This window comes from Actinomadura luzonensis (assembly GCF_022664455.2).
GTDB lineage: Bacteria > Actinomycetota > Actinomycetes > Streptosporangiales > Streptosporangiaceae > Nonomuraea > Nonomuraea luzonensis.
Window position 1 is genome coordinate 2,439,381 of sequence record NZ_JAKRKC020000002.1, and the last position, 20,017, is coordinate 2,459,397.

The window sequence follows — 20,017 nt, forward strand, 5'->3', positions numbered from 1 at the left end:
CCTCTGATCATCTCGACGGGCTACTTGTCGTGGTGGGGTGCGGCGGGGGAGCGTCCCGGGCCGGGCAGCACGCACGCGGTGTCCAGGCCCAGCACCCGGTTGAGCCGGCCGAAGGCCCACCAGGAGCCGATGCACATGCTCAGCTCGACGATCTCGGCCTGGCTGTAGCGGGCGGTCATCCGCGCCCAGAACTCCTCGTCCAGGCCGTGGTGGTCGAGGGCGTAGCGTTCGGCGTACTCGGCGGCCAGGCGGGTGCGCTCGTCGAAGGCGTCCGTGGTGCGCCACTCGGCCAGCGCGTCGAGGAAGCCGTCCTCGACCTTCTGGCCGTCCCGCTCGGTGCGCCAGTCGAGGCAGAACGCGCAGCCGTTGAGCTGGGCGATCCGCAGCCGGGCCGCCTCGAACTCGCGCAGGCCGAGCGTCGTGTGCGCGTACACCGCGAGGGAGAAGCCGGCCGCGGCCGGGCCGATGCCGGGGACCAGCTCGCCCCACACGTACGCGATCGGGTCCTTGCCGTCGGGAACGTCGACGATCACGGGTGCTTCCTTCCGAGTCGGCCCGTCGCCGGGCGCAGCGGCACGTCGAGCGCGTCGTACAGGCCGGGCTCCGCCTCCGCGAGCCAGTCGAGGGCGTTGACCAGGCGGCCGGCGGCGGTGGCGTTGCCGCCCGCGGCGCGGTTGCCGTCCTCGTCCGTGGCCTCGACGGTCACCTCGATGCGCGGGCTGCCCTCGATGATCACCCGGTGCGCGCCGTCGCCGCCCGCCGGGGGCGCGGGCCAATCGGGGGCGCAGGAGGGGTGGATGCGGGTGACGTGCTCGACGACGATGCGCGGCTCGCCCTCCACCACGCCCTGCACCTCGAACCGGAGCGCGCCCTGCGTGCCCGCCTCGAACACGCCCATCGCCGGGGTGGTGACCGTCTCCTCCAGGGGGCGGCGCTCGACGTGCTCGCGGAGCTCGTCCAGCTCGGCCCCGAGCGCGCGGGCCATCAGTCGCACCTGGCCGCCCCACACCATGGACGGGACCGTGGGGGCGATCATGGGGGGCTCGTAGTCCATGGGCTGCCCCATGCCGACCAGGTAGCGCACCGAGTCCGGCTGGTCGTAGGCGGTGTAGTCGAAGATCTCCTGGCAGCGGACCGCGTCCACCCGCGCCCCGAGGCCGCTGACCAGCAGGGGCAGGACGTCGTTGCCCCAGCCGGGGTCCACCCCCGACACGAACAGCGAGCCGCCGCCCTCGGCGATCGCCTCCAGCACCCTCGCGCGCAGCTCGGGCGGGGCGTTGCGCTGGTCGTACAGGGCGTAGAGGGAGGGCGTGACGACCACGGCGCCGCCCCGGACCGCGCGCAGCACGTCGGCCAGGGCGTCGTCGGGACGGACGTCGCCGGAGGCGGCGTAGACGACGGCGCGGGGCCTGGCGGCGAGGACGGCGGCCACGTCGGTGGTGGCGGGCACGCCGAGGCGGACGCCGAGGCCGCTCAGCTCGCCGGCGTCGCGCCCGGCCTTGGCGGGGTCGTGGACGAGGACGGCGGCCAGCTCAAGGCCGGGATGCGCCTCGACGGCGCGGATGGCGGCGCGGCCGACGTTGCCGGTTCCCCAGATCACCGTGGACACCATGGGCGGAGCGTAACAAGCGCTTGGTTGACTGTATAGATCCCCGTCCGGACGCGATCAGGGCGCGGCCGGCAGCAGGGTGCCGACCAGGCGGCGCATGCGCTCGCCGAGCTCGGGCGAGCGCGGCCCGCGGGTGAGGACGAGCTGGTGCGCGGCCCCCACCAGGGCGAGCGCGAGGGAGGCCGGGTCGGCCTCGGCCGGCAGCCGGCCGAGACGCTGCTCGGCCTCCAGGTACGCGGTGAACAGCCGCTCGCCCGCGTCCGGCTCCAGCGTGCCGTCGCCGAGCGCCTGGGCGAGCCGCGGCACCACCGTGGGACGGGCGAGCGTGAGCCCGGCCAGCGCCAGCAGGTTGCCGGTCAGCAACGAGTCGATGGCCGCCAGCACGTTGCCCGCGACCGTGCCGGAGCCGGCCCGCACCGGCAGGTCGCGCAGCCGGCCGGTCGCCGCGCCCGCGCGGTCCACGATGAGCGCGGCGAGGAAGGCGTCGAGGTCGGTGAAGTGGTTGTAGAGCAGCCCGGTCGCGACGCCGGCCTCGCGCGTGATCGCCCGCCCGCTCATCCCCGAGGGCCCCTCGCGCAGCAGGACCCGCTCCGCCGCGTCGAAGAGCTGCTGCCGGACTTCGGGGATCGTGACGCCGCGCGGTGACATGGCCCGCACTCTACCGGTCGGGGCCTCGGGGGCTTGCGGTAAATGAGCACTCGCTCATACTGTATGAGCAAGTGCTCATTCTCGGTCGCAAGGGGTGGATCATGCGGAAAAGGGTCATCATCATCGGAGCCGGGATCGCCGGGCTGGCGGCCGCGCTGCGGCTCGGCCGCGACGGGTGGGAGCCGGTCGTCGTCGAGCGCGCCCCGGCCCGCCGCACCGGCGGGTACGTGCTCATCCTGTCCGGCATGGGCCTGGACGCGGCCGAGCGGATGGGGGTGCTGGCCGGGCTGGCGGAGCGCCGCGTCGCCGCCTTCGACCTCGCCTACTTACGCCCGGACGGCCGCCCGCGCTTCACCGTCCCGCGCGCCGCGGTGCGGCGGCTGCTCGGCGACGACGGCTACGCGCTGCTGCGCGGCGACGTCGAGGACGTGCTGCACGAGGCCGCGGCCGGCCACGCCGAGCTGCGCTTCGGCACCACCGTCACCGCCCTGGCGCAGGACGGCGGGGGAGTGGACGTCACGCTCAGCGACGGCACCAGCGAACGGGCCGACCTGGTCGTCGGCGCGGACGGCCTGCACTCGGCGGTGCGCGCCCTCGCCTTCGGGCCCGAGGAGCGCTACCGGCGCGACCTCGGCCACATGGTCGCCGCGGTCGTCCTCGGCGGGCTGCCCGCCGGGGCCCGGCCGGGCGCGTTCACCACGGCCGGCGAGGTCGGGCGCACGTTCACGGTGGCCGACATGGGCGGCGGACGGGCCGCGGCCTTCTTCACCTGGGCCGCCGCCGACCCCGCCGCCGAGCTGGCGGCCGGCGCGGCCCGCTCGCTCGGCCGCGCCTTCCCCGGCGAGCGCTGGGTCGCCACGGAGCTGATCGCGGGCCTGCGCGAGGAGGAGACCTACTTCGACAGCGTCAGCCAGATCGTGATGGACCGCTGGAGCGCCGGCCGGGTCGTGCTGCTCGGCGACGCCGCCTGGTGCGTCACGCTGTTCGCCGGGTACGGCTCGTCGCTGGCCGTGGGCGGCGCGGCCCTGCTCGGCGACGCGCTCGACCGCAGCCCCGGGGACGTCCCGGCCGCCCTGCGGGCCTGGGAGGCCGGGCTCCGCCCCGAGGTGAGCGAACGGCAGCGCAAGGGCAGGGCCAACACCGGCGCGCACGCGCCCCGCAGCAAGCTCGAACTCGCCCTGCGTGACCTGCCCCTGCGGCTGGCCGCCGTCCCCCCGGTGACGAGCCTGCTGAGCCGCCGTCTCGACTTCCGGCGGCACTGATCCGCCGCCGGTCGCCCGAGTGTGCGACTTTTCGCAGGAGAAGTCAATGGACGGGCTGTGCGGCTGCTCAGGAGGCTGCTCTCAGGAGGCCGGCTCTCAGGAGGGCGGCTCTCAGGAGGTCGGCGAGGGCGAGGCGGACGCGGTCGGCGACCTCGAAGGAGAAGGAGCGGGGGTGGCCGGCCCGGAGGGAGCGGGGGTGAGGTTGGCGTAGAAGCCCGTCCTCGGCTTGACCGGCACGATCACCCGCACCGGCGGGGCCCCGGCGAAGGTGAACGTCATCGGCACCGTGCCGCCGCGCACCCCCGTCGCCGTGCCGAGCGGCCGGTCGCCGACGCCGACCGGCTGGAGCGGCTGCACCGTGACGGGCGCGGCGAGCTGCACCTGCCCGCCGCCCTCGGCGGCGATGCTCTGGAGCTGGACCGGCTGGTGGCCGTCGTTGACGATCACCCCGTACAGGGTGGTCTGCGGTGCGGGGGAGGCCGGGTCGGCGCCGCCCAGCAGGAAGACGTTGCGGACGTGGATGGTCTGGCCCACGTCGGCGTTGGCCCCCTCGTTCTGCGGCAGGCGCTGGACGGTGTCGATGCTGGTCTTCGTGCAGCCCGCGGCCAGAGCCGCCAAGGCCACGGCGGTCACGGCAGAGGCGATGGGACGCATCGCTAGGCCCTCCTCTCGGCACCCACTTCCGCACCGCCACTACCCGCGCACGTTCCGTTGAACCCAGCCGGGGCCCCAGGGCCCGCGGCGGCGCGGGCGTCGCAGGACCGCTCGCGGCACGACCACGCGGTGGAGTGCGACGAGGTCACCTGAGCCGCCGGTCGAGGAAGCCGATCACCGCGCGGGCCAGCGCCACCCGGTGGTCGGCCAGGCCGTGGCCGGTGTCGAACAGGTGCTCGTCGAGCAGCGGGCCCGCGTACGCCGCCGCCGGCGGCCGGTGGTGCGTCTCCGGCGGGGCCACCGTGTCGCGGCCGGCGCCGATCAGCAGGACGGGCCGCCCGGCCAGGGCGGGGGCGAGGCCGGTCAGGCGCCAGACGTCGCCCGCCGCCAGCATCTCGGCGACCAGCGCCTCGGCGGTGGTGCCCGCCAGGGGCAGCAGCTCCTCCCGCCACGCCTCGGCGAGCGCGCCGGCGTAGCCGGGATCGGCGCGGCAGGCCGCGGCGGCGGCCCCGAAGTCGAACGCGGCCACCGCGCCCGCCGCGGCCACCGACGGCAGCGCCGCCGCCGTCATGAGCGCCGCGAACCCGCCCGCGCTGTGCCCGACGACCGCCAGCCGGTCCGGGTCCAGGCGGTGCGCGGCGGCGGTCGCGGGGTCGCGCAGCGCCGCCACGGCCGCCGCCGCGTCCTCCAGCAGGTGCGCCCACGCGTACGAGCCGCCCATGCCCCAGGAGCCCCGGTAGTGGAAGACCAGGGTGGCGTAGCCGGCGCGGGCGGCGGCGTGGGCCAGGTCGAAGTTGCGCTCGGTGCCGGGGAAGCCGTGCAGCAGGAGCAGCACCGGGTGCGGGCTCGGCCCGGCGGGGACGTGCAGCACGCCGAGCAGCGGGACCCCGCCGGACGGGAACGTCAGCGGCACGGTGGCCGCGCGCGGGCCCGGCACGTCGATGGGGTCGGTGATGAGGGGGTCCGCCATGGTTGCTCCCGCTAGATGGTACCGATCGGTTCGATGAGGAAGCGTAGCACCCGCCCGCCTCCCGCGAAGCCGCGAAACGTAGCATCTGGGACGTGCCGACGCGCTTCGAGGTCGTGACCCTCGTCCACGCCCCTCCCGGCCTCGTCTTCGACACCTCGCTGTCGGTCGAGGCGCACACCGAGTCCATGGCGGGCGCGCGCGAGCGGGCCGTCGCGGGCGTCACCACCGGCCGGCTCGGCCCCGGCGACCGGGTCACCTGGCGGGCCCGGCACTTCGGGCTCCCCTGGCGGCTGACGTCGGTGATCAGCGGCTACGAGCGGCCCGCGTACTTCATGGACGAGCAGGTCGCGGGCCCGTTCCGGCGCTGGCGGCACGCGCACCACTTCGTCCTCGCGCCCGACGGACGGGGCACGGTCATGCGGGACGTGGTCGAGTTCGCCGCGCCCGCCGGGCCGCTCGGCACGCTGGCGGAGGCCCTGGTGCTGCGCCGGTACATGACCCGGCTCATCCTGCGCCGCAACGCGCACCTCAAGCGCGTCACCGAGGCCGCCGCCCGGTGAGCGGTCAGCCGATCACGCCGTCCGCGCGCAGGGCCGCCACCTGCGCGGGCGGCAGCCCCAGCAGGTCGCCCAGCACGGTCTCGGCGTCGCCGCCCAGGTCGGGGGCGGGCTCGGGCGGCGCCTGCCGCCCGTCCAGCACCAGCGGCGAGCCGGGCGCGAGGTGCGGGCCGACGCCCGGCTGCCGCAGCTCGGCCATCAGCGGATGCCGCCCCAGGTCCGTGGCGGCCTCGGCGAACGTGCGGTAGCGCGCCCACAACACCGACGTGCCCGCCAGCGCCTTGTCCACCTCGGCGGCCGTGCGCGCCGCGAACCACGGCGCGAGCAGCCCGGCCAGCGCCTCCCGGTGCGCGTAGCGGTCGCGGTCGCGGCGGAAGTCGGCCGGCAGCGCCTGCTCCAGCGCCGCGACCACCCGGGCCAGCCCCGTCGCCGTCACCAGGTCGTGCCAGTGCCGCTCGGTCAGCACGACGACCATGACGCGCCGCCCGTCGGCGGTGCCGAAGTCGCGGCCGAGGTCGCCGTACAGGTCGTTGCCGATGCGCGGCCGCGACTCGCCGAACTGGGCCTGCGCCAGGTAGCCGAGGTTGCCGGCGGTGGCGAGGGCCACGTCGTGCAACGCCAGCTCGATGCGGCGGCCCCGGCCGGTCGCGGTCCGCTGCCGGTCGGCGGCCAGCAGGCCCACCGCCAGGTAGAGGCCGCAGGCCACGTCCCAGGCGGGCAGCACGTGGTTGACCGGCGCGCCGTGCCGCTCGGGGCCGGTCACGTACGGGAAGCCCAGCTCGGCGTTGACCGTGTAGTCCACGGCGTTGCGGCCGTCGCGGTGGCCGAGCAGCCGCGCGTACACGAGGTCGGGCCGGCGCTCCAGCAGCTCCTCGTAGGCCAGCCCGGGCCGCGGCGGCGCGTTGGTGACCAGCGTGCCCGCCGCGGCGGCCAGCCCGGCGACCAGCTCGCGGCCCCGGGCCGAGCGCAGATCGACGGTGAGCGAGCGCTTGCCCTTGTTGAGGCCCGTCCAGTAGAGGCTGCGGCCGGAGGGGGCGAGCGGCCAGCGTCCGAGGTCGGGGCCGCCGCCGATCGGGTCGACCCGGACGACGTCCGCGCCGAGCTGCGCCAGCGTCATCCCGCCGAGCGGCGCGGCGACGAAGCTCGACAGCTCGACCACCCGCAGCCCGGCCAGCGGCGCCTGATCGTCGATCACGCCCCGACCCTACGTCAGCCGCCGCCGGGCGGGCGCGGTCCCGGACCGGCGAAGATTTTCTACCGAAAAGTTATTCCGGTATTGTTCCTCCGAGTTACCGTGGAAGTGCCGGGACCGCCCCCGGTCCCACGTCACGCGGGCAGGGAGGCTGGAATGTCGCAGGCGCTGCATCCGCTCCGGGCGCTCCAGCGGTGCGGCACGCCCCCGACGGGGCCGGACGACGCAAGCGCCGGCGCGGTCCCCGGCCCGGTTCCCGGCGGGCACGCCGGAGCGCCGGCCGTCACCGAGCACCTGCTCTACGTCGACCACCTCCTGCGCGTCACCCTCACCGTCCGCTCCGGCCCCTCGCTGGTCCGGGTCATCGGCGAGATCGACCGCTCCAACGCCGCCGAGCTGCTGCGCACGCTGGAGCAGGCCCGCCTGATCGACGACGAGCTGCTCGTGGACGTCGGCCGGGTGAGCTTCACCGACGTCACCGGCCTGCGGGCGCTGGCGGCCTTCGCCGCCGCCGGGCGCGCGGTCGTCCGCGACGTCCCCCACCAGATGGCCCGGCTCATGCGCCTCATGCGCATGCCGCCCTTCGACGCGCCGGAGAGTGACCCGCCCCGCCAGGGGTAGGCGGGGCGGCGTGACGGAGAAGCAGACGGCCGCGCCGGCCGCCGACCGCGACCGGCGCCGCATCGCGCTGCCCGGCGTGGTCCTCGGGGTCGGGCTCGGCGGGTTCGTGGACGGGATCCTGCTGCACCAGATCCTGCAGTGGCATCACATGCTGAGCAGCACCGGCACCGACCGCCTCGGCGTGCCCGCCTATCCGGTCACCACCGTGCCCGGGCTGCGGATGAACACCCTGTGGGACGGCCTGTTCCACACCTTCACCTGGCTGGCGGTGCTGACCGGCCTCGGCCTGCTCTACTCCCGCGTCACCGCCTCGCGCGGGCGGGTGTGGCGCTCGCGGGCCCTGTGGGGCTGGATTCTCGCCGGGTGGGGGCTGTTCAACCTGGTGGAGGGCATCGTCGATCACCAGCTGCTGGGCATCCACCACGTGCGGACGGGGCCGTACCAGCTCTGGTGGGACCTCGGGTTCCTGCTGCTCGGCGTGCTGCTGACGGCCGGGGGCTGGGCGCTGCAGCGCGGGGCGCGGGTGCTCGACCTGTGCGCGCCCCGCCCGGCGCCGGGCGCGCCGGGCGGCCCGCGACCGTGACGCGGCCGTGACGCACCACCACGAGCACGGCGCCGCCGCGCTGCCGGTGCCGCTGCTCGCCCTCGCGGTCACGGCGCTCTACCTGGCGGCGGCGGCCAGGACGCCGGGCTGGAGCCGGTGGCGGGCCGCCGCGTTCACGGCGGGCGCCGCGCTCGCCGCGTCCGCCCTGAGCGGCCCGCTCGCCGCGCTCGCCGCGGCGGACTTCCGCGGGCACATGCTCCAGCACCTGCTCCTCGCCATGCTGGCGCCCCTGGGGCTGGTCCTCGGCGCGCCGGTGACGCTGCTCCTGCGCGCGCTGCCCCGCCGGTACGCGCGCCGGCTCGGCGGCCTGCTGCGCGCCCGCGGGCCGCACCTGCTCGCGCACCCGGTCACCGCGCTGGCGCTGAGCACCGGCGGGATGATCGTCCTCTACTGCACGCCGCTCTACCGCGCCACCACCACGACGCCGTGGCTGCACGACCTGGCGCACGCGCACTTCCTGCTGTCGGGGTGCCTGTTCGCGTGGGTGATCGCCGGGCCGGACCCCGCGCCGCGCCGCCCCTCCGTGCCGGTGCGGCTGGTGGTGCTGGGCGTGGCCGTGGCGGCGCACGCGGGGCTGTCGCAGCTCATGTACGCCGGGCTCTGGGTGGACCTGCCGGTGCCGGCCGCGCAGCGCACCGGGGCGGCCGAGATCATGTACTACGGCGGCGACGTCGCCGAGCTGCTGCTGGCGCTCGCCCTGGTCGCGGGGTGGCGGCCGGTCCGCCGGGCGGCCTGGGCCGTGCGGGAAGGGGGCTAGTCCGGGCGGCGGCGGTGCTCGCCCACCAGGTGGCCGTTGTGCCGGATGCGCGCGGCCTCGTACGGGTGGAGGGGACGGGTGACGAACGACTCGGCGATGCTGTCGGCCTCCCTGCGGTCGACGCCCCAGCCGATCGTGTGCCAGTGGCCCTGACCGTCCCCGTCGGAGAGGTCGAGCACGGCGATCTCGAAGAGCTGGTCGGCCGGAGCCGGGGTGCACGAGACGTGCCCGATGCCGGTGTCGATACCCGATCGCTCCATATGGCGCTCCTTTCGGTCCCGGAACAAGGTGATACCCGGCTTCGGACCGCAAAACATCCGCGTCCGTGGCCGGCAAGGGGGCGAATCGATACCGGAAAAGAAGTTCGTTATAGGATCTTCCGGAACAGCGCCTCATGTCTTGTCGAAAGGCTGGGGCCGCCGCCCGAGCCAGGAGCGTGAGAACCGGTGAGCGCCTCGCACGACCGCCCGTCCACCTGGACCTTCCTCACCCACCACGCGCGGGTGCTGCTGGAGATCGCGCGGGATCCCGAGGTGCGCCTGCGCGACATCGCGGCCAGCATCGGCATCACCGAGCGGGCCGTGCAGGGCATCGTGTCCGACCTGCACGACGCCGGGTACGTGGCGCGCGAGCGCGTGGGCCGGCGCAACCGCTACACCCTCAACCTCGACCAGGCCTTCCGCTACCCGACCGAGGCCGACCTGCCGGTCCGGCTGCTCATCGACATGTTCACCCAGCGCGACCACCTGCCCGCCGGGGACGGCGCCGCCTCCTAGCGCCGCCCCCGGCCGCGCGGGCTCAGCCCCACACCAGCCTGGCGGTCTCCGCCACGAGCTCCAGCTTGCGGCGCTCCTCGTCCACCGTCAGCAGGTTGCCGCGCTCGGTCGAGGCGAAGCCGCACTGCGGGCTGATCGCGAGGTCCTCCAGCGGCACGTACTTGGCCGCCTCGTCGATGCGGCGGCGCAGGTCGTCGCGCGACTCCAGCCGCGGCACCTTGGACGAGACCAGCCCCAGCACGACCGTCGTGCCCCGGGGGACGAAGCGCAGCGGCTCGAAGCCGCCGGCCCGCTCGGTGTCGTACTCCAGCAGGAACCGGTCCACCGGCACCTCGCCGAACAGCCGCTCGGCGACCGGCTCGTAACCGCCCTCGGACATCCAGGCGCTGCGGTTGTTGCCCCGGCAGATGTGCATGCCGACCGTGACGCCGGGATCGACGGCCTTGGCGGCGCGCACCTGCTCGGCGTCGATCCGCACGATGAGGTCCAGCAGGGCGTCCGGGCCGGGGGCGTCCGGGCCCAGCATGCGGGCGCGGAACCCGGGGTCGAAGACGAAGTTGTAGGCGAGCGAGTCGAGCTGGATCCAGTCCACGCCGCGCCGCACCAGCTCGGCGATCTCCTCGGCGCGCAGGGCGACGAGGTCGCGCAGCAGGTCGGCGGGCGTGGGGTAGGCGTCCTGGCTGACGTCGGGCCGCCACAGCAGGTTGCCCATGGACGCGCTCATCATCGTGATCTTGAACTGGCCGGGCGCGTGCCGGGCCATGAAGTCGGCCTCGACGGCGGTCAGGTGCGCCCGCTGGGTGAGCCGCTCCTTGGCGGCCACCATCCGGAACGCGGTCTCCTCGGGCGGCGGCGGCCCGTCCTCGCGGAACCAGGCGGAGGTGGGCACCTCGACCGGCACGACGCCGCCCAGCGACTCCAGCAGGCCCGCCATCCAGGTGGCGCGGCGCATCTCGCCGTCGGTGAAGACCTCGATGCCGGCCTCGCGCTGCAGGTCGATCGCGGCCAGCACGGCCTCGTCCTCCAGCTTGGCCAGCTCGTCGCCGCCGAGCTCGCCGCGCTCGCGGGCCCGCCTGGCCTGGAGCAGGCCGGGTGGTCGCAGCAGGCTGCCGACGTGCTCGGCGTGGTGGGTCGCGGGCATGATCCCTCCTTGGCGTGGGCATGGGGGAGACTCCACCCGCCACTGTCCGTCCGTGGGGAGGGTCCGTCCAGTCCCAAGCAAGCTGAGATCGGTTGTGATGGTTTCGTGACCTGGATCCGTGATAAAACATAGGTGATTGGGAATCTCCCATGTCGAAGTCCAGCAGAGGGCTTCATCTCACGCGATATTCGTGGTGTGCCTCTGCCTGGGCTTTTTGTGTCTGCAGGGGCGCCTCAGATCTACTCTCGGAGTACTCAGATGGCAGTCCTGGACATCACATTCGAAGAGATGACGGCCGAGCAGCTTCTGGTCGAGATGAACCGGCCGGAGACCTCCGACCTGCAGCAGGTCCGGATCCGCGAGCGTCTGGTGGACATGTACAACGGCCTCGTCAACGAGGTCACCCGCCGCTACTACCACCGCGGCGAGCCGATGGAGGACCTGCGCCAGGCGGCGTACGTCGGCTTGATGAAGGCCATCAACGGCTTCGACCCCGACCTCGGGCACGAGTTCCGCGGCTACGCCATGATCACCATGGTCGGCGAGGTCAAGCGCCACTTCCGCGACCGCACGTGGGCGATCCGGGTGCCCCGCGTGTACCAGGAGCGCCGCCTGGAGCTCAACAAGGCCACCGCCGAGCTCACCCAGACCCTCGGCCACGCGCCGACCGTCGCCGAGCTCGCCGCCAAGATGGGCATCTCCGAGGAGGACGTGCTCCTCACGCTCGACGCGTCCTCGGCGTACAACACGCTGTCGCTGGACGCGCCGGTCGGCGGCGAGGAGGACGCGGCCGACCTCGGCGACTTCATCCCCGCCCAGGACGACGCGCTGGACAACATGCTCGGCGCGCACGCGGTCAAGCCGCTCATCGACGCGCTGCCGGAGCGGGAGCGCAACATCCTGCTCATGCGTTTCTACGGCAACATGACCCAGTCCGAGATCGCCGCGGAGTTCGGCATCTCCCAGATGCACGTCTCCCGCATCCTGCGGGCCGTCCTCGCCAAGCTGCGCAAGGCGCTGCAGGACTGAGTCGTCCCGCCCGGCCCGCCCAGGCCCGGCCGACCCCCGGGGTCGGCCGGGCCGCGGCGTTCCCGGGCCGCTCAGCCTGCGGCGGCCAGCAGCCCGTAGTCGCCGTCGTAGCGGTGGTACAGGACGTGGCCGCGCCCGGTGCCGGCGTTGGCGAAGAAGACGAACGGCAGACCGGTCGCCTCCAGCCGGGCGACCGCCTCCTCGGCGGTGAGCCGGGGCGCCGGGGCGGGGCTGAGCGTGATCGGCTCGGGCGCCGCCGTCAGCCGGGGCGTGACCTGGGCCAGCCGGTAGCCGCCGCCCGCGCGGCGCAGGAAGCTGTCCACGCCCGTCGTGGCCTCGGTGAACAGGTGGAAGTCGTAGTCCAGCCGCTCCATCTCGGCGGCGGCCTCGTCCGGGTCCAGCTTGTTCAGCGCGTACGTCTTGTGCCGCACCACCCTGCGCTCGCCGATCGGGCGCGCGGCGTACGGCAGCGGCCTGCGCGGCGCGCCGCCCCGCTGCCACTCGCGGTCGCCGGGGGCGCCGGGGGCGCCGGGGACATGGCCGCGCGGGTTCTCCCAGCCGCGGGCGTCGCGGCGCAGCCGCACGCGCAGCCGGTCGTGCAGCAGGTGGATCGCCTGGTGCGCGGAGGCGGCCACCGCCTGGGCGCGCACCGGGCGGCCGTTGACGTCGAGGTTCGCCTGCGCCGTGCACGGCCGCTCCCCGCCGGGTCCGGCGCCGGGGCCGGCGGTCAGCTTGACCCGGGCGTCGAGGACCGGCCCGTGCGCCAGCCGGGTCAGGGCGGCCACGGTCAGCCGGGCGTGCTCGACGTCGTCGCCGCGGATCGTGCCCCGGGTCTTGACGCGCACGTCGGCGGGTTCGAGTGGGGTGGGCGGGTGGCGGCGGGTCATGAGGTGCCTCCTCCGTGGGCGCGTGGCTCGGTGACGGGCTCGCGAGACGGGGTGACGGGCTCGTGGGTGGCGGCGGGCTCGTGGGTGGCGGCGGGCTCGTGGGCGACGGCGGGCTCGTGGGTGGCGGCGGGTTCGCGGGGTGCGGCGGCGGGCGGGCGGAGCTCGACGATCAGCTCGCCGCGCTCCTCCCGTACGGGCGTGCCGAGCCGGGCGCAGGCCGCGGTGAGGCGGTGCCGGATCCACCGCAGGTCGTCGCCGGCGGCCGGCCGGGTACGGGCGTGGCCGAGCCGCAGCGGCAGGGCGCTCACCCGCACCGGGCCGCGCTCGTCCAGCGTGACCAGCCACAGCAGGCCGAGGTCGTTGCGCAGGAGCGGGTGCACGGCGTAGTCGTCGAGGAAGTCGCCGAGGTCGTACAGGACGGGCGGCTCGACCCCCTGGAAGACGTGCGCCGCGTGGCCGGCGACCAGCGTGGCCCCGGCCTCCAGCAGCTCGCCGGCCGCCGTGCGCACGTACGGCAGGGGCGCGCCCGCCATGTCCGGCCCCCAGTGCGGCGAGACCAGCACCGTGCCGGTGCGCCGCCGCAGGCCCGCGACGCTCTCGCGCACCCAGGCGGGCGTGCCGGCGCCGAGGTCGGCGTAGGCGATGCCGGGCCGCGAGCCGGTGGCGGCGAAGCTCGCGGGCCGGTCGGCGAAGGCCACCACGGCGAGGGTGCGCCCGCCCACCTCGAACTGGGCCGGGCGGCGGGCCTCGGTCACGTCCTCGCCCGCGCCCACGCAGCGGATGCCGCGCCGCTCCAGGTGGCGGCGGGTGTCGCGGAGGGCGTCGTAGCCGAAGTCGAGGGCGTGGTCGTTGGCCAGCGTGACGCAGCGCACGCCCAGCCCGGCCAGCAGGTCGGCGGCCTGCGGCGGCGCGCGGAAGTGGAAGCGCTTGCCGGGCGCGCGCCAGGGCGAGCCCCTGGCCGAGACGCAGCACTGCAGGTTGAGCAGGAAGAAGTCGGCGTCGGCGAGCCGGTCGCGCAGCTCGGCCGGGAAGAAGGCGGCCGGTTTCGCGGTGCGGTCGAGCTGCTCGGCCACGCCGCGGCCGAGCATCGCGTCCCCCGCCAAGGCCAGCGTGACGCTCATCTGATCACCCCGTCTCGGGGCCGGTGAGCTCAGCCAACCGCCGCGGGCGGCGGCCCGCCAGGGGCCAAGGTCCGTCGGTCGGGGACCTTTCAGCCCTGCCGTTCGCCGCCGGGCCCGGCGCAGGACGGGGGAGGCCCGGCGGCCCGCTTCCCGGTGAGGAGGGGTGGCCACCGCGACCCCATCAGGCCGAGCCCGCCGTCCACGAACACCGACGACCCCGTGACGTACGACGCCGCCGGGCTCGCCAGGAAGGCCCCGGGCGCCCCCTCTCACCCGGCGGGACGGCGCTCACCAGGTGACCGGCAGCTCGTAGACCCCGTAGACCTGGCCGTCGTGCTTGAACGGGACCTGCCCGAGCGCGGTGGCCAGGCGCAGGGTCGGGATGCGGCGGTAGAGGGTGCCGTAGACGACCTGCAGCTCCATGCGGGCCAGCGGCTGGCCCAGGCACTGGTGCACGCCGAAGCCGAAGGCGACGTGCCGGCGGGCGTCGTCGCGGCGCAGGTCCAGCTCGTCGGGGTTGCCGGGGAAGACGCGGGGGTCGCGGTTGCCGACGTCGTTGGCCATGATCATGCCTTCGCCGGCGCGGATGACCTGGCCGTCGACCTCGATGTCGGCGAGGGCCACCCGGCGGCGTCCGCTGTGGGTGATGTTGAGGTAGCGCAGCAGCTCCTCCACCGCCCCGGCGACCAGCTCGGGGTCGTCGCCGCCGGCGCGCAGCAGGGCGAGCTGGGCGGGGTTCTCCAGCAGCGCGAGCGTGCCGAGGGCGATCATGTTCGCGGTGGTCTCGTGCCCGGCGATCAGCAGCAGCACGCCCATCTGCGCCGCCTCCTGCCGGGTCAGCTCGCCGTCCCTGACGCGGGCGGTCAGCTGGGACAGCAGGTCGTCGGCGGGCTCGGCGAGCTTGCGCCCCACCAGGTCGTCCAGGTACGCGAACAGCCGCTTCCCGGCAGCCGTCCGCTCCTCGGGGGAGGCGTCGCGCCGGATGACGGTCTTGCTGTTGTCCTGGAAGAAGCCGTGGTCGGCGTACGGGACGCCGAGCAGCTCGCAGATCACCAGCGACGGCACCGGCAGCGCGAACGCCTCCACCAGATCCACCGGCTTCGGCCCGGCCAGCAGGCCGTCGATGAGGTCGTCCACGATGCGCTGCACGGCCGGGCGCATCGCCTCCACCCGCCGGACCGTGAACGGGGCCTGCACCATGCGGCGCAGCCGGTGGTGCTCGGGGTCGTCCATGAGGATGAAGCTGATGCCGACGCTCTCGGCCAGGCGGGGCGCCTGGAGCGGGTAGCCGGGCAGCCGCACGTCGGAGCTGACGCGGGGGTCGGCCAGCAGCGCCCGCTGCTCGGCGTAGCGGGTGACCAGCCAGGGCGTGCTGCCGTCCCACAGCCGGACCCGGGTGAGCGGGCCCTCCTCCGCCAGGTCGCGCAGGGCGGGCGGCGGGTCGAACGGGCACGCGGCCGCCCGCGGCATGGGGAACTCCTGGATCTCGGTCAACGCGTCGCTCCTCCCAGGTCCGACCGTCAGTGAAGTCGCTGGGTCAGGACAAGTCAAGCAAGTGCTTTAAAGGTGCTCCGGTGACGTTTCGGCCGGGCGTTGAACGTCGGATTCCTAGGCTCCGTCCCATGAACGCAGCTCACGTGGCGATCGAGCCTTCCATCCTGTACTTCGGCACCCCCGTCGTGCTCCTGTCCACCGAGAACGAGGACGGCACGGCCAACCTCGCGCCGATGTCCTCAGCGTGGGCCCTCGGCCAGGTGGTCGTGCTGGGGCTGGGCGCGGAGGGCCAGACCGCGCACAACCTCCGCAGCCGGCCCGACGTGGTGATCAACCTGCCCGCCCCGCACCAGTGGGCAGCGGTGGAGCGGCTGGCCCCGCTCACCGGCCGCCACCCGGTGCCGGCGGGCAAGCCCGACGGGTGCCGGTTCGAGCCCGACAAGTTCGGCGCGGCCGGGCTGCGCGCCGAGCCGTCGCACACCGTGCGCCCGCCCCGGGCGGCCGAGTGCCCGATCCAGCTGGAGGCGCGGGCCGAGCGGGTACGGCCGGGCGTCTCGGGCGGGTTCGTCATCGCCGAGGCGGTCGTCACCAAGGTGCACGCCGACCCGCGCGTCGTCGTCCCCGGCACCGACCACGTGGACCCGGCCGCCTGGAGCCCGCTCATCTACAACTTCCGCCACTACTTCGGGCTCGGCCCCGAGCTGGGCCACTCCTACCGCAGCCGGACCCCGCGACGGGTGGCCGCCGGGTGACGGGTCACTGGGCGCCGACGTTCTGCGCCGCCCGGTAGACGGCCATGGCCTCGTTGCCGAAGAACGGGCCGAACATGAAGTTCTGCGCGAAGTCGTACTTGAAGCTGTTGACCGAGTTCAGCCAGCCCTGCCCGGTGGAGCCGTTGAAGCCGGCGAACCACGGCCCGCCGCTGGAGCCGCCGGTCATGTTGCAGCGCAGCCCGAGGTCCCTGGTCTGGACGGTGTCGTCGATGGCCCGCCCGCTGCAGTAGATCAGCCGCGAGCCGTCGAACGGGGCCGCCGCCGGGTAGCCGAAGGCGAACATCTGCCGCCTGCGCGGCTGGTTGAAGGCCACCCCCTGGCCGCCCACCACGTCCGTCAGCGTGCGGCCCTGGAGCGGGGCGACCACGGCGGCGGCCACGTCGAAGTTGATGTCCTCGCCGGCGTTCCACTGCTGGGTGGTCAGCAGGGCGGTGGCCACCCACGTCCCGAACGGGCGGCGGCCGTTGTCGAAGCCCGGCACGAACACCCAGTTGCGGTGCGCCGCGCCGTTCAGCTTCACGCAGTGTCCGGCGGTGATCACGACGCTCTCGTTGGCGCTGGTCACGGCGGTGCCGGAGCAGGCCGAGTTCTGGCCGTCGGCCGTGGTGAAGAACACCCGGCCGACGGTCCTGGTCACCGCGCCGCCGTCCACCCAGCGCAGGCCGGGGCTGTTGTTCAGCACCTCGGCCGCGCGCTCGGCCGCGACCGGGCGGACCGCGTACGGGCGGCCCTGCGTGGTCGTGGAGGGCGTGGAAGAGGGCGCGGAGTAGGACGCTCCCCGGGTCGCCCACGGGGTGCCCTGGGTCGGGCCCGACTGGGTGGAGCGGCGGGGCGCGGGGGTGTCCAAGGGGCGCGCGGCCAGCATGCGCTGCGGGGTCCAGTACGACAGGACGGTCCTGCGTTCCGACGAGGTGTCCGCGCCCGACCAGCCGACGGGGCCGTGGTCGAGGGCGCTGCCGGCCGCCTGGGCCGAGGCCGCCCGTGCGGTCGCCTGGCCGGTCGCCTGGCCGGTCATCTGGCCGGTCACCTGGCCGGTCACCTGGCCGGTCGCCTGGGCTGGGGCCGGGGCCAGGGCGCCGGTCAAGGCGATCGCGGCGGCGGAGAGCAGGGCGACTCTGCGGTGCATGACGTACCTCCTGAAACCGAATAGTTGCCGCATGGAGGTACGTACGGGGACGGGCATGTTCCTCAAGGCATGCCGAGATGGATGGGGAACGCGCGGGAACGACCGCCGGCGGGCTGGCCGCTTTATGCTTGTTTTCCGGCATATGTCACGATGCGATCATGCCTATCGACCCGCACCTCCTCGCGCTCTTCGGCCTGACGACGCTCATCGCCATGATCACGCCGGGTCCCGACATGCTCTTCGTCCTCGGCTGCGGCATGCGCGGCGGCCCCCGCGCCGGGCTGCTGGCCACGGCGGGCGTGGCGACCAGCGAGGCGATCCACGTCGCGGTGGCGGCGGCCGGGCTGGCGGCGTTGTTCGAGGCGGTGCCGGTGGCCTTCACCGTCGTACGGGTGGCGGGCGCCGCGTACCTCATCTACCTCGGCGTCCAGATGCTGCGCAAGCGCAAGGGCCTGGACGGCGAGCTGGCCGCCGAGGGCCGCGGCACGGTCACCGGCCGCCGCGCCTTCACCAGCGGCCTGCTCACCAACCTGCTCAACCCCAAGATGGTGACCTTCACCATCGCCTTCCTCCCGCAGTTCGTGAACCCGGCGCTCGGCCAGGTCTGGCTGCAGTTCGCGATCCTCGGGGTCATCCTCATCGCGCTGGAGTTCGCGGTGGACGGGCTGGTGGGCGTGCTCGCCGGGCGCATCGGCGGCTGGCTGCGCCGCCGCGCCGCCGCCCGCCGCAAGGTGGACGTGGCCACCGGCGGCATCTTCATCGGCCTCGGCGTGCGGCTGGCCGTCGAACGCTGACTCGTCCTGGCGTCTAGAACAAAGTTCTGTACGATGGGGTGATGACGGACATCTTCGATGACCTGACCGCCGAGTGCCGCCGGCTCGACGAGGTCCTCACCGCCCTCACCCCCGAGCAGTGGGCCGCGCCCTCCGCCGCCGCGGGCTGGACGGTCGCCGACGTCGTCCTCCACCTCGCCCAGACCAACGACGCGGCCGGCGTCCCCGCCGACGGGCCGGCCAAGGCGTTCCTGGAGCCGGACAGCGCCATGGACGCCGTCGCCGACGCCATGGTCGCCGCCGAGCGCGGCCTGCCGCCCGCCGAGCTGCTGGCCCGCTGGCGCACGTCCGCCGCCGCCATGACCGGGCGTCTCCGCGACCAGCCGCCGGGGACGCGCCTGGCCTGGGTGCGCACCCCGCTGTCGCCGCGCACCCTCGCCACCACCAGGATCGCCGAGCACTGGGCGCACGCCCTCGACATCGCCGTCCCGCTCGGCATTCCCTGTCCCGACACCGCCCGGCTGCGGCACATCGCCTGGCTGGCGCACCGCACGCTGCCGTACGCCTTCGCCGTCGAAGGGCTGCCCGACGCGCCCGTCCACTGCGACCTGACCGGCCCGGACGGGGAACGCTGGACCTTCGGAGACCCCGCCGCCCCCAACCGCATCACCGGATCTGCGGGGGAGTTCTGCCGAGTGGGCGCCCGGCGGCTCGCCCCCGGGCGGACGAGCCTGTCCGCCGAGGGCCCCCGAGCCGCCGACGCCCTCCGCGTGCTGCGCAACTACGCCGCCTGAGGGCGTCAGCGGCCTGGCCAGTACGGGGCGAGCAGGTCGAACTTGTTCGGCAGACCGAGCAGGTAACGGGCAGCAGCGCCGCGCCGCCCGGAAAGGCCGCCCGCACCTGCTTCATCGCGGACGTCAGCAGCGGGCGCAGCCGCTCGACCGGCATCGCGGCCACGTAGCGGTCGGCCGTCACCGGACCGGCGGCGCCCGTTGCAGATCAGCGCCTCGAACATCAGGCCCATGGTGCGCGTGTTGGCCGGTGCGGCTGGGCGGCCAGGTCAGTGGTGCCCGAATCGGGATCCGCAGTCTCACGACGCACTCCTCCACCGCGTATTGCGCCACAGAGACGGCGGTATCCGGTGCGCTCTAATCGGCCCGGGCAGGCCACTCCAGGCCGCTCGCCGAAGTCCCCGCCAAGGGGACCTTCACCTCACAGGGGGATCCATTATGCGTAACCGCATCAGAGCCGTACGGGTCGCCGGGCTCCGCGCGCTCCTCGTCGGCGCCGCCGCCGCGGCGCCGCTGCTCGCCCTCGCCGGGCCCGCGCACGCCGCCGGCACCGTCAGCAACTCGGGCGGCCGGCTGGTCATCAGCTCGACCACGACCAACAACGCCGTCACCGTCAGCGTGTCCGGCTCCAATCTGCTCGTCACCAACACGCTCACCACGCTCTCGCCGGGAGGCACGTGCGTGCAGGTCAACGCCAACACGGTGCGGTGCCCGGCGGCGGGCGTCGCCGACATGAGCGCCGTGCTCAGCTCGGGCAGCGACGTCTTCACCAACAACACCGCCCTGCCGTCGCTCGTCTTCCTCGGCGATGGCGCCGACTTCTTCATCGGCGGCTCGGGACGCGACCAGGTCAACGCCGGGAGCGGGAACGACAGCATGAGCGGCAACGGCGGCAACGACACGCTGCTCGGCGGGGCGGGCACCGGGGACCGCGCCTCGGGCGGCTCCGGCACCGACGCCTGCACCGCCGAGATCGAGGACACCTGCGAGTCCTGACCCACCCACCCCACCGCCTCCACCCCGCCCGCCCTCTCGGGCTCCGGTCCTCGGGCTGCGGCCCTCCGACCTCGGCCCTCCGATCCCGGCTCTCGGGCCCCAAGCCGTCCGGGCAGCCGGGATCCGGATCGTCCAGGCCCCAGGACTTCAGATCGTCCGGGCATCCGGGACTTCGGGTCGTCCGAGCCCCGGGCTTCGGGTCGCCCGGTCCCGCTCCGGATTTCGGCGCTCGGCCG

24 protein-coding genes are annotated in these 20,017 nt (G+C 74.7%); 11 read left to right on the forward strand and 13 right to left on the reverse strand.

Annotated elements, in window-relative coordinates; translation table 11 throughout:
• Positions 1-20: 20 nt before the first annotated feature.
• Genes MF672_RS41670 through MF672_RS41680 form a run of 3 tightly spaced genes read right to left on the reverse strand, consistent with a single transcriptional unit; the run spans position 21 to position 2,257 of the window.
• Complete coding sequence (locus tag MF672_RS41670; protein WP_242383727.1) at positions 21-533, reverse strand: carboxymuconolactone decarboxylase family protein; 513 nt, start codon at positions 531-533, stop codon at positions 21-23.
• Positions 530-1,612: an NAD(P)H-dependent amine dehydrogenase family protein gene (locus MF672_RS41675; protein ID WP_242383728.1), complete on the reverse strand. Its 1,083-nt coding sequence runs from the start codon at positions 1,610-1,612 to the stop codon at positions 530-532. The genes MF672_RS41670 and MF672_RS41675 overlap by 4 nt, the downstream gene beginning before the upstream one ends.
• Positions 1,613-1,666: 54 nt before the next feature.
• Positions 1,667-2,257, reverse strand: a complete 591-nt coding sequence (locus MF672_RS41680; RefSeq protein ID WP_242383729.1) for a TetR/AcrR family transcriptional regulator — start codon at positions 2,255-2,257, stop codon at positions 1,667-1,669.
• A gap of 101 nt (positions 2,258-2,358) precedes the next feature.
• Here MF672_RS41680 and MF672_RS41685 point away from each other — a divergent pair, with 101 nt between their 5' ends.
• Positions 2,359-3,519, forward strand: a complete 1,161-nt coding sequence (locus MF672_RS41685; RefSeq protein ID WP_242383730.1) for an FAD-dependent monooxygenase — start codon at positions 2,359-2,361, stop codon at positions 3,517-3,519.
• A 111-nt stretch (positions 3,520-3,630) separates the two neighbouring features.
• Here MF672_RS41685 and MF672_RS41690 read toward each other — a convergent pair whose 3' ends face one another.
• Both MF672_RS41690 and MF672_RS41695 read right to left on the reverse strand, forming a co-directional pair.
• Positions 3,631-4,173 carry a copper chaperone PCu(A)C gene (locus MF672_RS41690; RefSeq protein WP_242383731.1) on the reverse strand — a complete coding sequence of 181 codons (543 nt, stop codon included), beginning with the start codon at positions 4,171-4,173 and terminating at the stop codon, positions 3,631-3,633.
• A 145-nt stretch (positions 4,174-4,318) separates the two neighbouring features.
• Entirely contained in the window at positions 4,319-5,143 is an 825-nt protein-coding gene (locus tag MF672_RS41695) for an alpha/beta hydrolase (protein ID WP_247815693.1), read from the reverse strand.
• Positions 5,144-5,235: 92 nt separating this feature from the next.
• Between MF672_RS41695 and MF672_RS41700 the strand changes: the two genes are divergently transcribed.
• The gene (locus MF672_RS41700; RefSeq protein WP_242384036.1) at positions 5,236-5,703 is read left to right on the forward strand and encodes an SRPBCC family protein; all 468 of its coding nucleotides are present in this window, start codon (positions 5,236-5,238) and stop codon (positions 5,701-5,703) included.
• Between the two features lie 4 nt (positions 5,704-5,707).
• On the opposite strand, the gene MF672_RS41705 is transcribed toward MF672_RS41700, so the two are convergent.
• Positions 5,708-6,895: a CoA transferase gene (locus tag MF672_RS41705; protein ID WP_242384035.1), complete on the reverse strand. Its 1,188-nt coding sequence runs from the start codon at positions 6,893-6,895 to the stop codon at positions 5,708-5,710.
• A gap of 153 nt (positions 6,896-7,048) precedes the next feature.
• On the opposite strand from MF672_RS41705, the gene MF672_RS41710 reads away from it, so the two are divergent.
• From MF672_RS41710 to MF672_RS41720, 3 genes are read left to right on the forward strand one after another with little or no spacing between them, the layout of a single operon-like run.
• Positions 7,049-7,513 (forward strand): STAS domain-containing protein, encoded by a 465-nt coding sequence (locus tag MF672_RS41710; protein ID WP_247815694.1) that lies wholly within the window; start codon positions 7,049-7,051, stop codon positions 7,511-7,513.
• 10 nt (positions 7,514-7,523) lie between these two features.
• Entirely contained in the window at positions 7,524-8,096 is a 573-nt protein-coding gene (locus tag MF672_RS41715; RefSeq protein WP_242384034.1) for a DUF2243 domain-containing protein, read from the forward strand.
• Positions 8,097-8,103: 7 nt separating this feature from the next.
• Positions 8,104-8,874: a cytochrome c oxidase assembly protein gene (locus tag MF672_RS41720; protein WP_247815695.1), complete on the forward strand. Its 771-nt coding sequence runs from the start codon at positions 8,104-8,106 to the stop codon at positions 8,872-8,874.
• Here MF672_RS41720 and MF672_RS41725 read toward each other — a convergent pair.
• Positions 8,871-9,134, reverse strand: a complete 264-nt coding sequence (locus MF672_RS41725; protein WP_242382234.1) for a hypothetical protein — start codon at positions 9,132-9,134, stop codon at positions 8,871-8,873. The genes MF672_RS41720 and MF672_RS41725 overlap by 4 nt on opposite strands.
• A 186-nt stretch (positions 9,135-9,320) precedes the next feature.
• Between MF672_RS41725 and MF672_RS41730 the strand changes: the two genes are divergently transcribed.
• Complete coding sequence (locus tag MF672_RS41730) at positions 9,321-9,650, forward strand: helix-turn-helix transcriptional regulator (RefSeq protein WP_242382235.1); 330 nt, start codon at positions 9,321-9,323, stop codon at positions 9,648-9,650.
• Between the two features lie 22 nt (positions 9,651-9,672).
• Here the strand turns inward: MF672_RS41730 and MF672_RS41735 are convergent, their stop codons facing one another.
• The gene (locus MF672_RS41735; RefSeq protein ID WP_242382236.1) at positions 9,673-10,791 is read right to left on the reverse strand and encodes a uroporphyrinogen decarboxylase/cobalamine-independent methonine synthase family protein; all 1,119 of its coding nucleotides are present in this window, start codon (positions 10,789-10,791) and stop codon (positions 9,673-9,675) included.
• Between the two features lie 258 nt (positions 10,792-11,049).
• Here MF672_RS41735 and MF672_RS41740 point away from each other — a divergent pair, with 258 nt between their 5' ends.
• Positions 11,050-11,820: a SigB/SigF/SigG family RNA polymerase sigma factor gene (locus MF672_RS41740; protein WP_242382237.1), complete on the forward strand. Its 771-nt coding sequence runs from the start codon at positions 11,050-11,052 to the stop codon at positions 11,818-11,820.
• Positions 11,821-11,891: 71 nt separating this feature from the next.
• Here the strand turns inward: MF672_RS41740 and MF672_RS41745 are convergent, their stop codons facing one another.
• The 3 genes from MF672_RS41745 to MF672_RS41755 form a co-directional block, all read right to left on the reverse strand.
• The gene (locus MF672_RS41745; protein ID WP_242382238.1) at positions 11,892-12,707 is read right to left on the reverse strand and encodes a sigma 54 modulation/S30EA ribosomal C-terminal domain-containing protein; all 816 of its coding nucleotides are present in this window, start codon (positions 12,705-12,707) and stop codon (positions 11,892-11,894) included.
• On the reverse strand, positions 12,704-13,828 hold the full coding sequence (locus tag MF672_RS41750; RefSeq protein ID WP_242382239.1) for a CapA family protein: 1,125 nt from the start codon (positions 13,826-13,828) through the stop codon (positions 12,704-12,706). Before MF672_RS41750 ends, MF672_RS41745 begins: the two co-directional genes overlap by 4 nt.
• Before the next feature lie 288 nt (positions 13,829-14,116).
• The gene (locus tag MF672_RS41755; protein ID WP_242382240.1) at positions 14,117-15,322 is read right to left on the reverse strand and encodes a cytochrome P450; all 1,206 of its coding nucleotides are present in this window, start codon (positions 15,320-15,322) and stop codon (positions 14,117-14,119) included.
• A gap of 128 nt (positions 15,323-15,450) precedes the next feature.
• Here MF672_RS41755 and MF672_RS41760 point away from each other — a divergent pair, with 128 nt between their 5' ends.
• Complete coding sequence (locus MF672_RS41760; RefSeq protein WP_242382241.1) at positions 15,451-16,074, forward strand: flavin reductase family protein; 624 nt, start codon at positions 15,451-15,453, stop codon at positions 16,072-16,074.
• 4 nt (positions 16,075-16,078) lie between these two features.
• Here MF672_RS41760 and MF672_RS41765 read toward each other — a convergent pair whose 3' ends face one another.
• Positions 16,079-17,221 carry a trypsin-like serine peptidase gene (locus tag MF672_RS41765; protein WP_242382242.1) on the reverse strand — a complete coding sequence of 381 codons (1,143 nt, stop codon included), beginning with the start codon at positions 17,219-17,221 and terminating at the stop codon, positions 16,079-16,081.
• A gap of 158 nt (positions 17,222-17,379) precedes the next feature.
• Between MF672_RS41765 and MF672_RS41770 the strand changes: the two genes are divergently transcribed.
• Both MF672_RS41770 and MF672_RS41775 read left to right on the forward strand, forming a co-directional pair.
• On the forward strand, positions 17,380-18,015 hold the full coding sequence (locus MF672_RS41770; RefSeq protein WP_242382243.1) for a LysE family translocator: 636 nt from the start codon (positions 17,380-17,382) through the stop codon (positions 18,013-18,015).
• A gap of 41 nt (positions 18,016-18,056) precedes the next feature.
• Positions 18,057-18,788, forward strand: coding sequence for a maleylpyruvate isomerase family mycothiol-dependent enzyme (locus MF672_RS41775; RefSeq protein WP_242382244.1), 732 nt, complete (start codon positions 18,057-18,059; stop codon positions 18,786-18,788).
• A gap of 5 nt (positions 18,789-18,793) precedes the next feature.
• On the opposite strand, the gene MF672_RS41780 is transcribed toward MF672_RS41775, so the two are convergent.
• Positions 18,794-19,009 (reverse strand): hypothetical protein, encoded by a 216-nt coding sequence (locus MF672_RS41780; protein ID WP_242382245.1) that lies wholly within the window; start codon positions 19,007-19,009, stop codon positions 18,794-18,796.
• Between the two features lie 214 nt (positions 19,010-19,223).
• Between MF672_RS41780 and MF672_RS41785 the strand changes: the two genes are divergently transcribed.
• Positions 19,224-19,781 (forward strand): calcium-binding protein, encoded by a 558-nt coding sequence (locus MF672_RS41785; protein WP_242382246.1) that lies wholly within the window; start codon positions 19,224-19,226, stop codon positions 19,779-19,781.
• Positions 19,782-20,017: the final 236 nt, after the last annotated feature.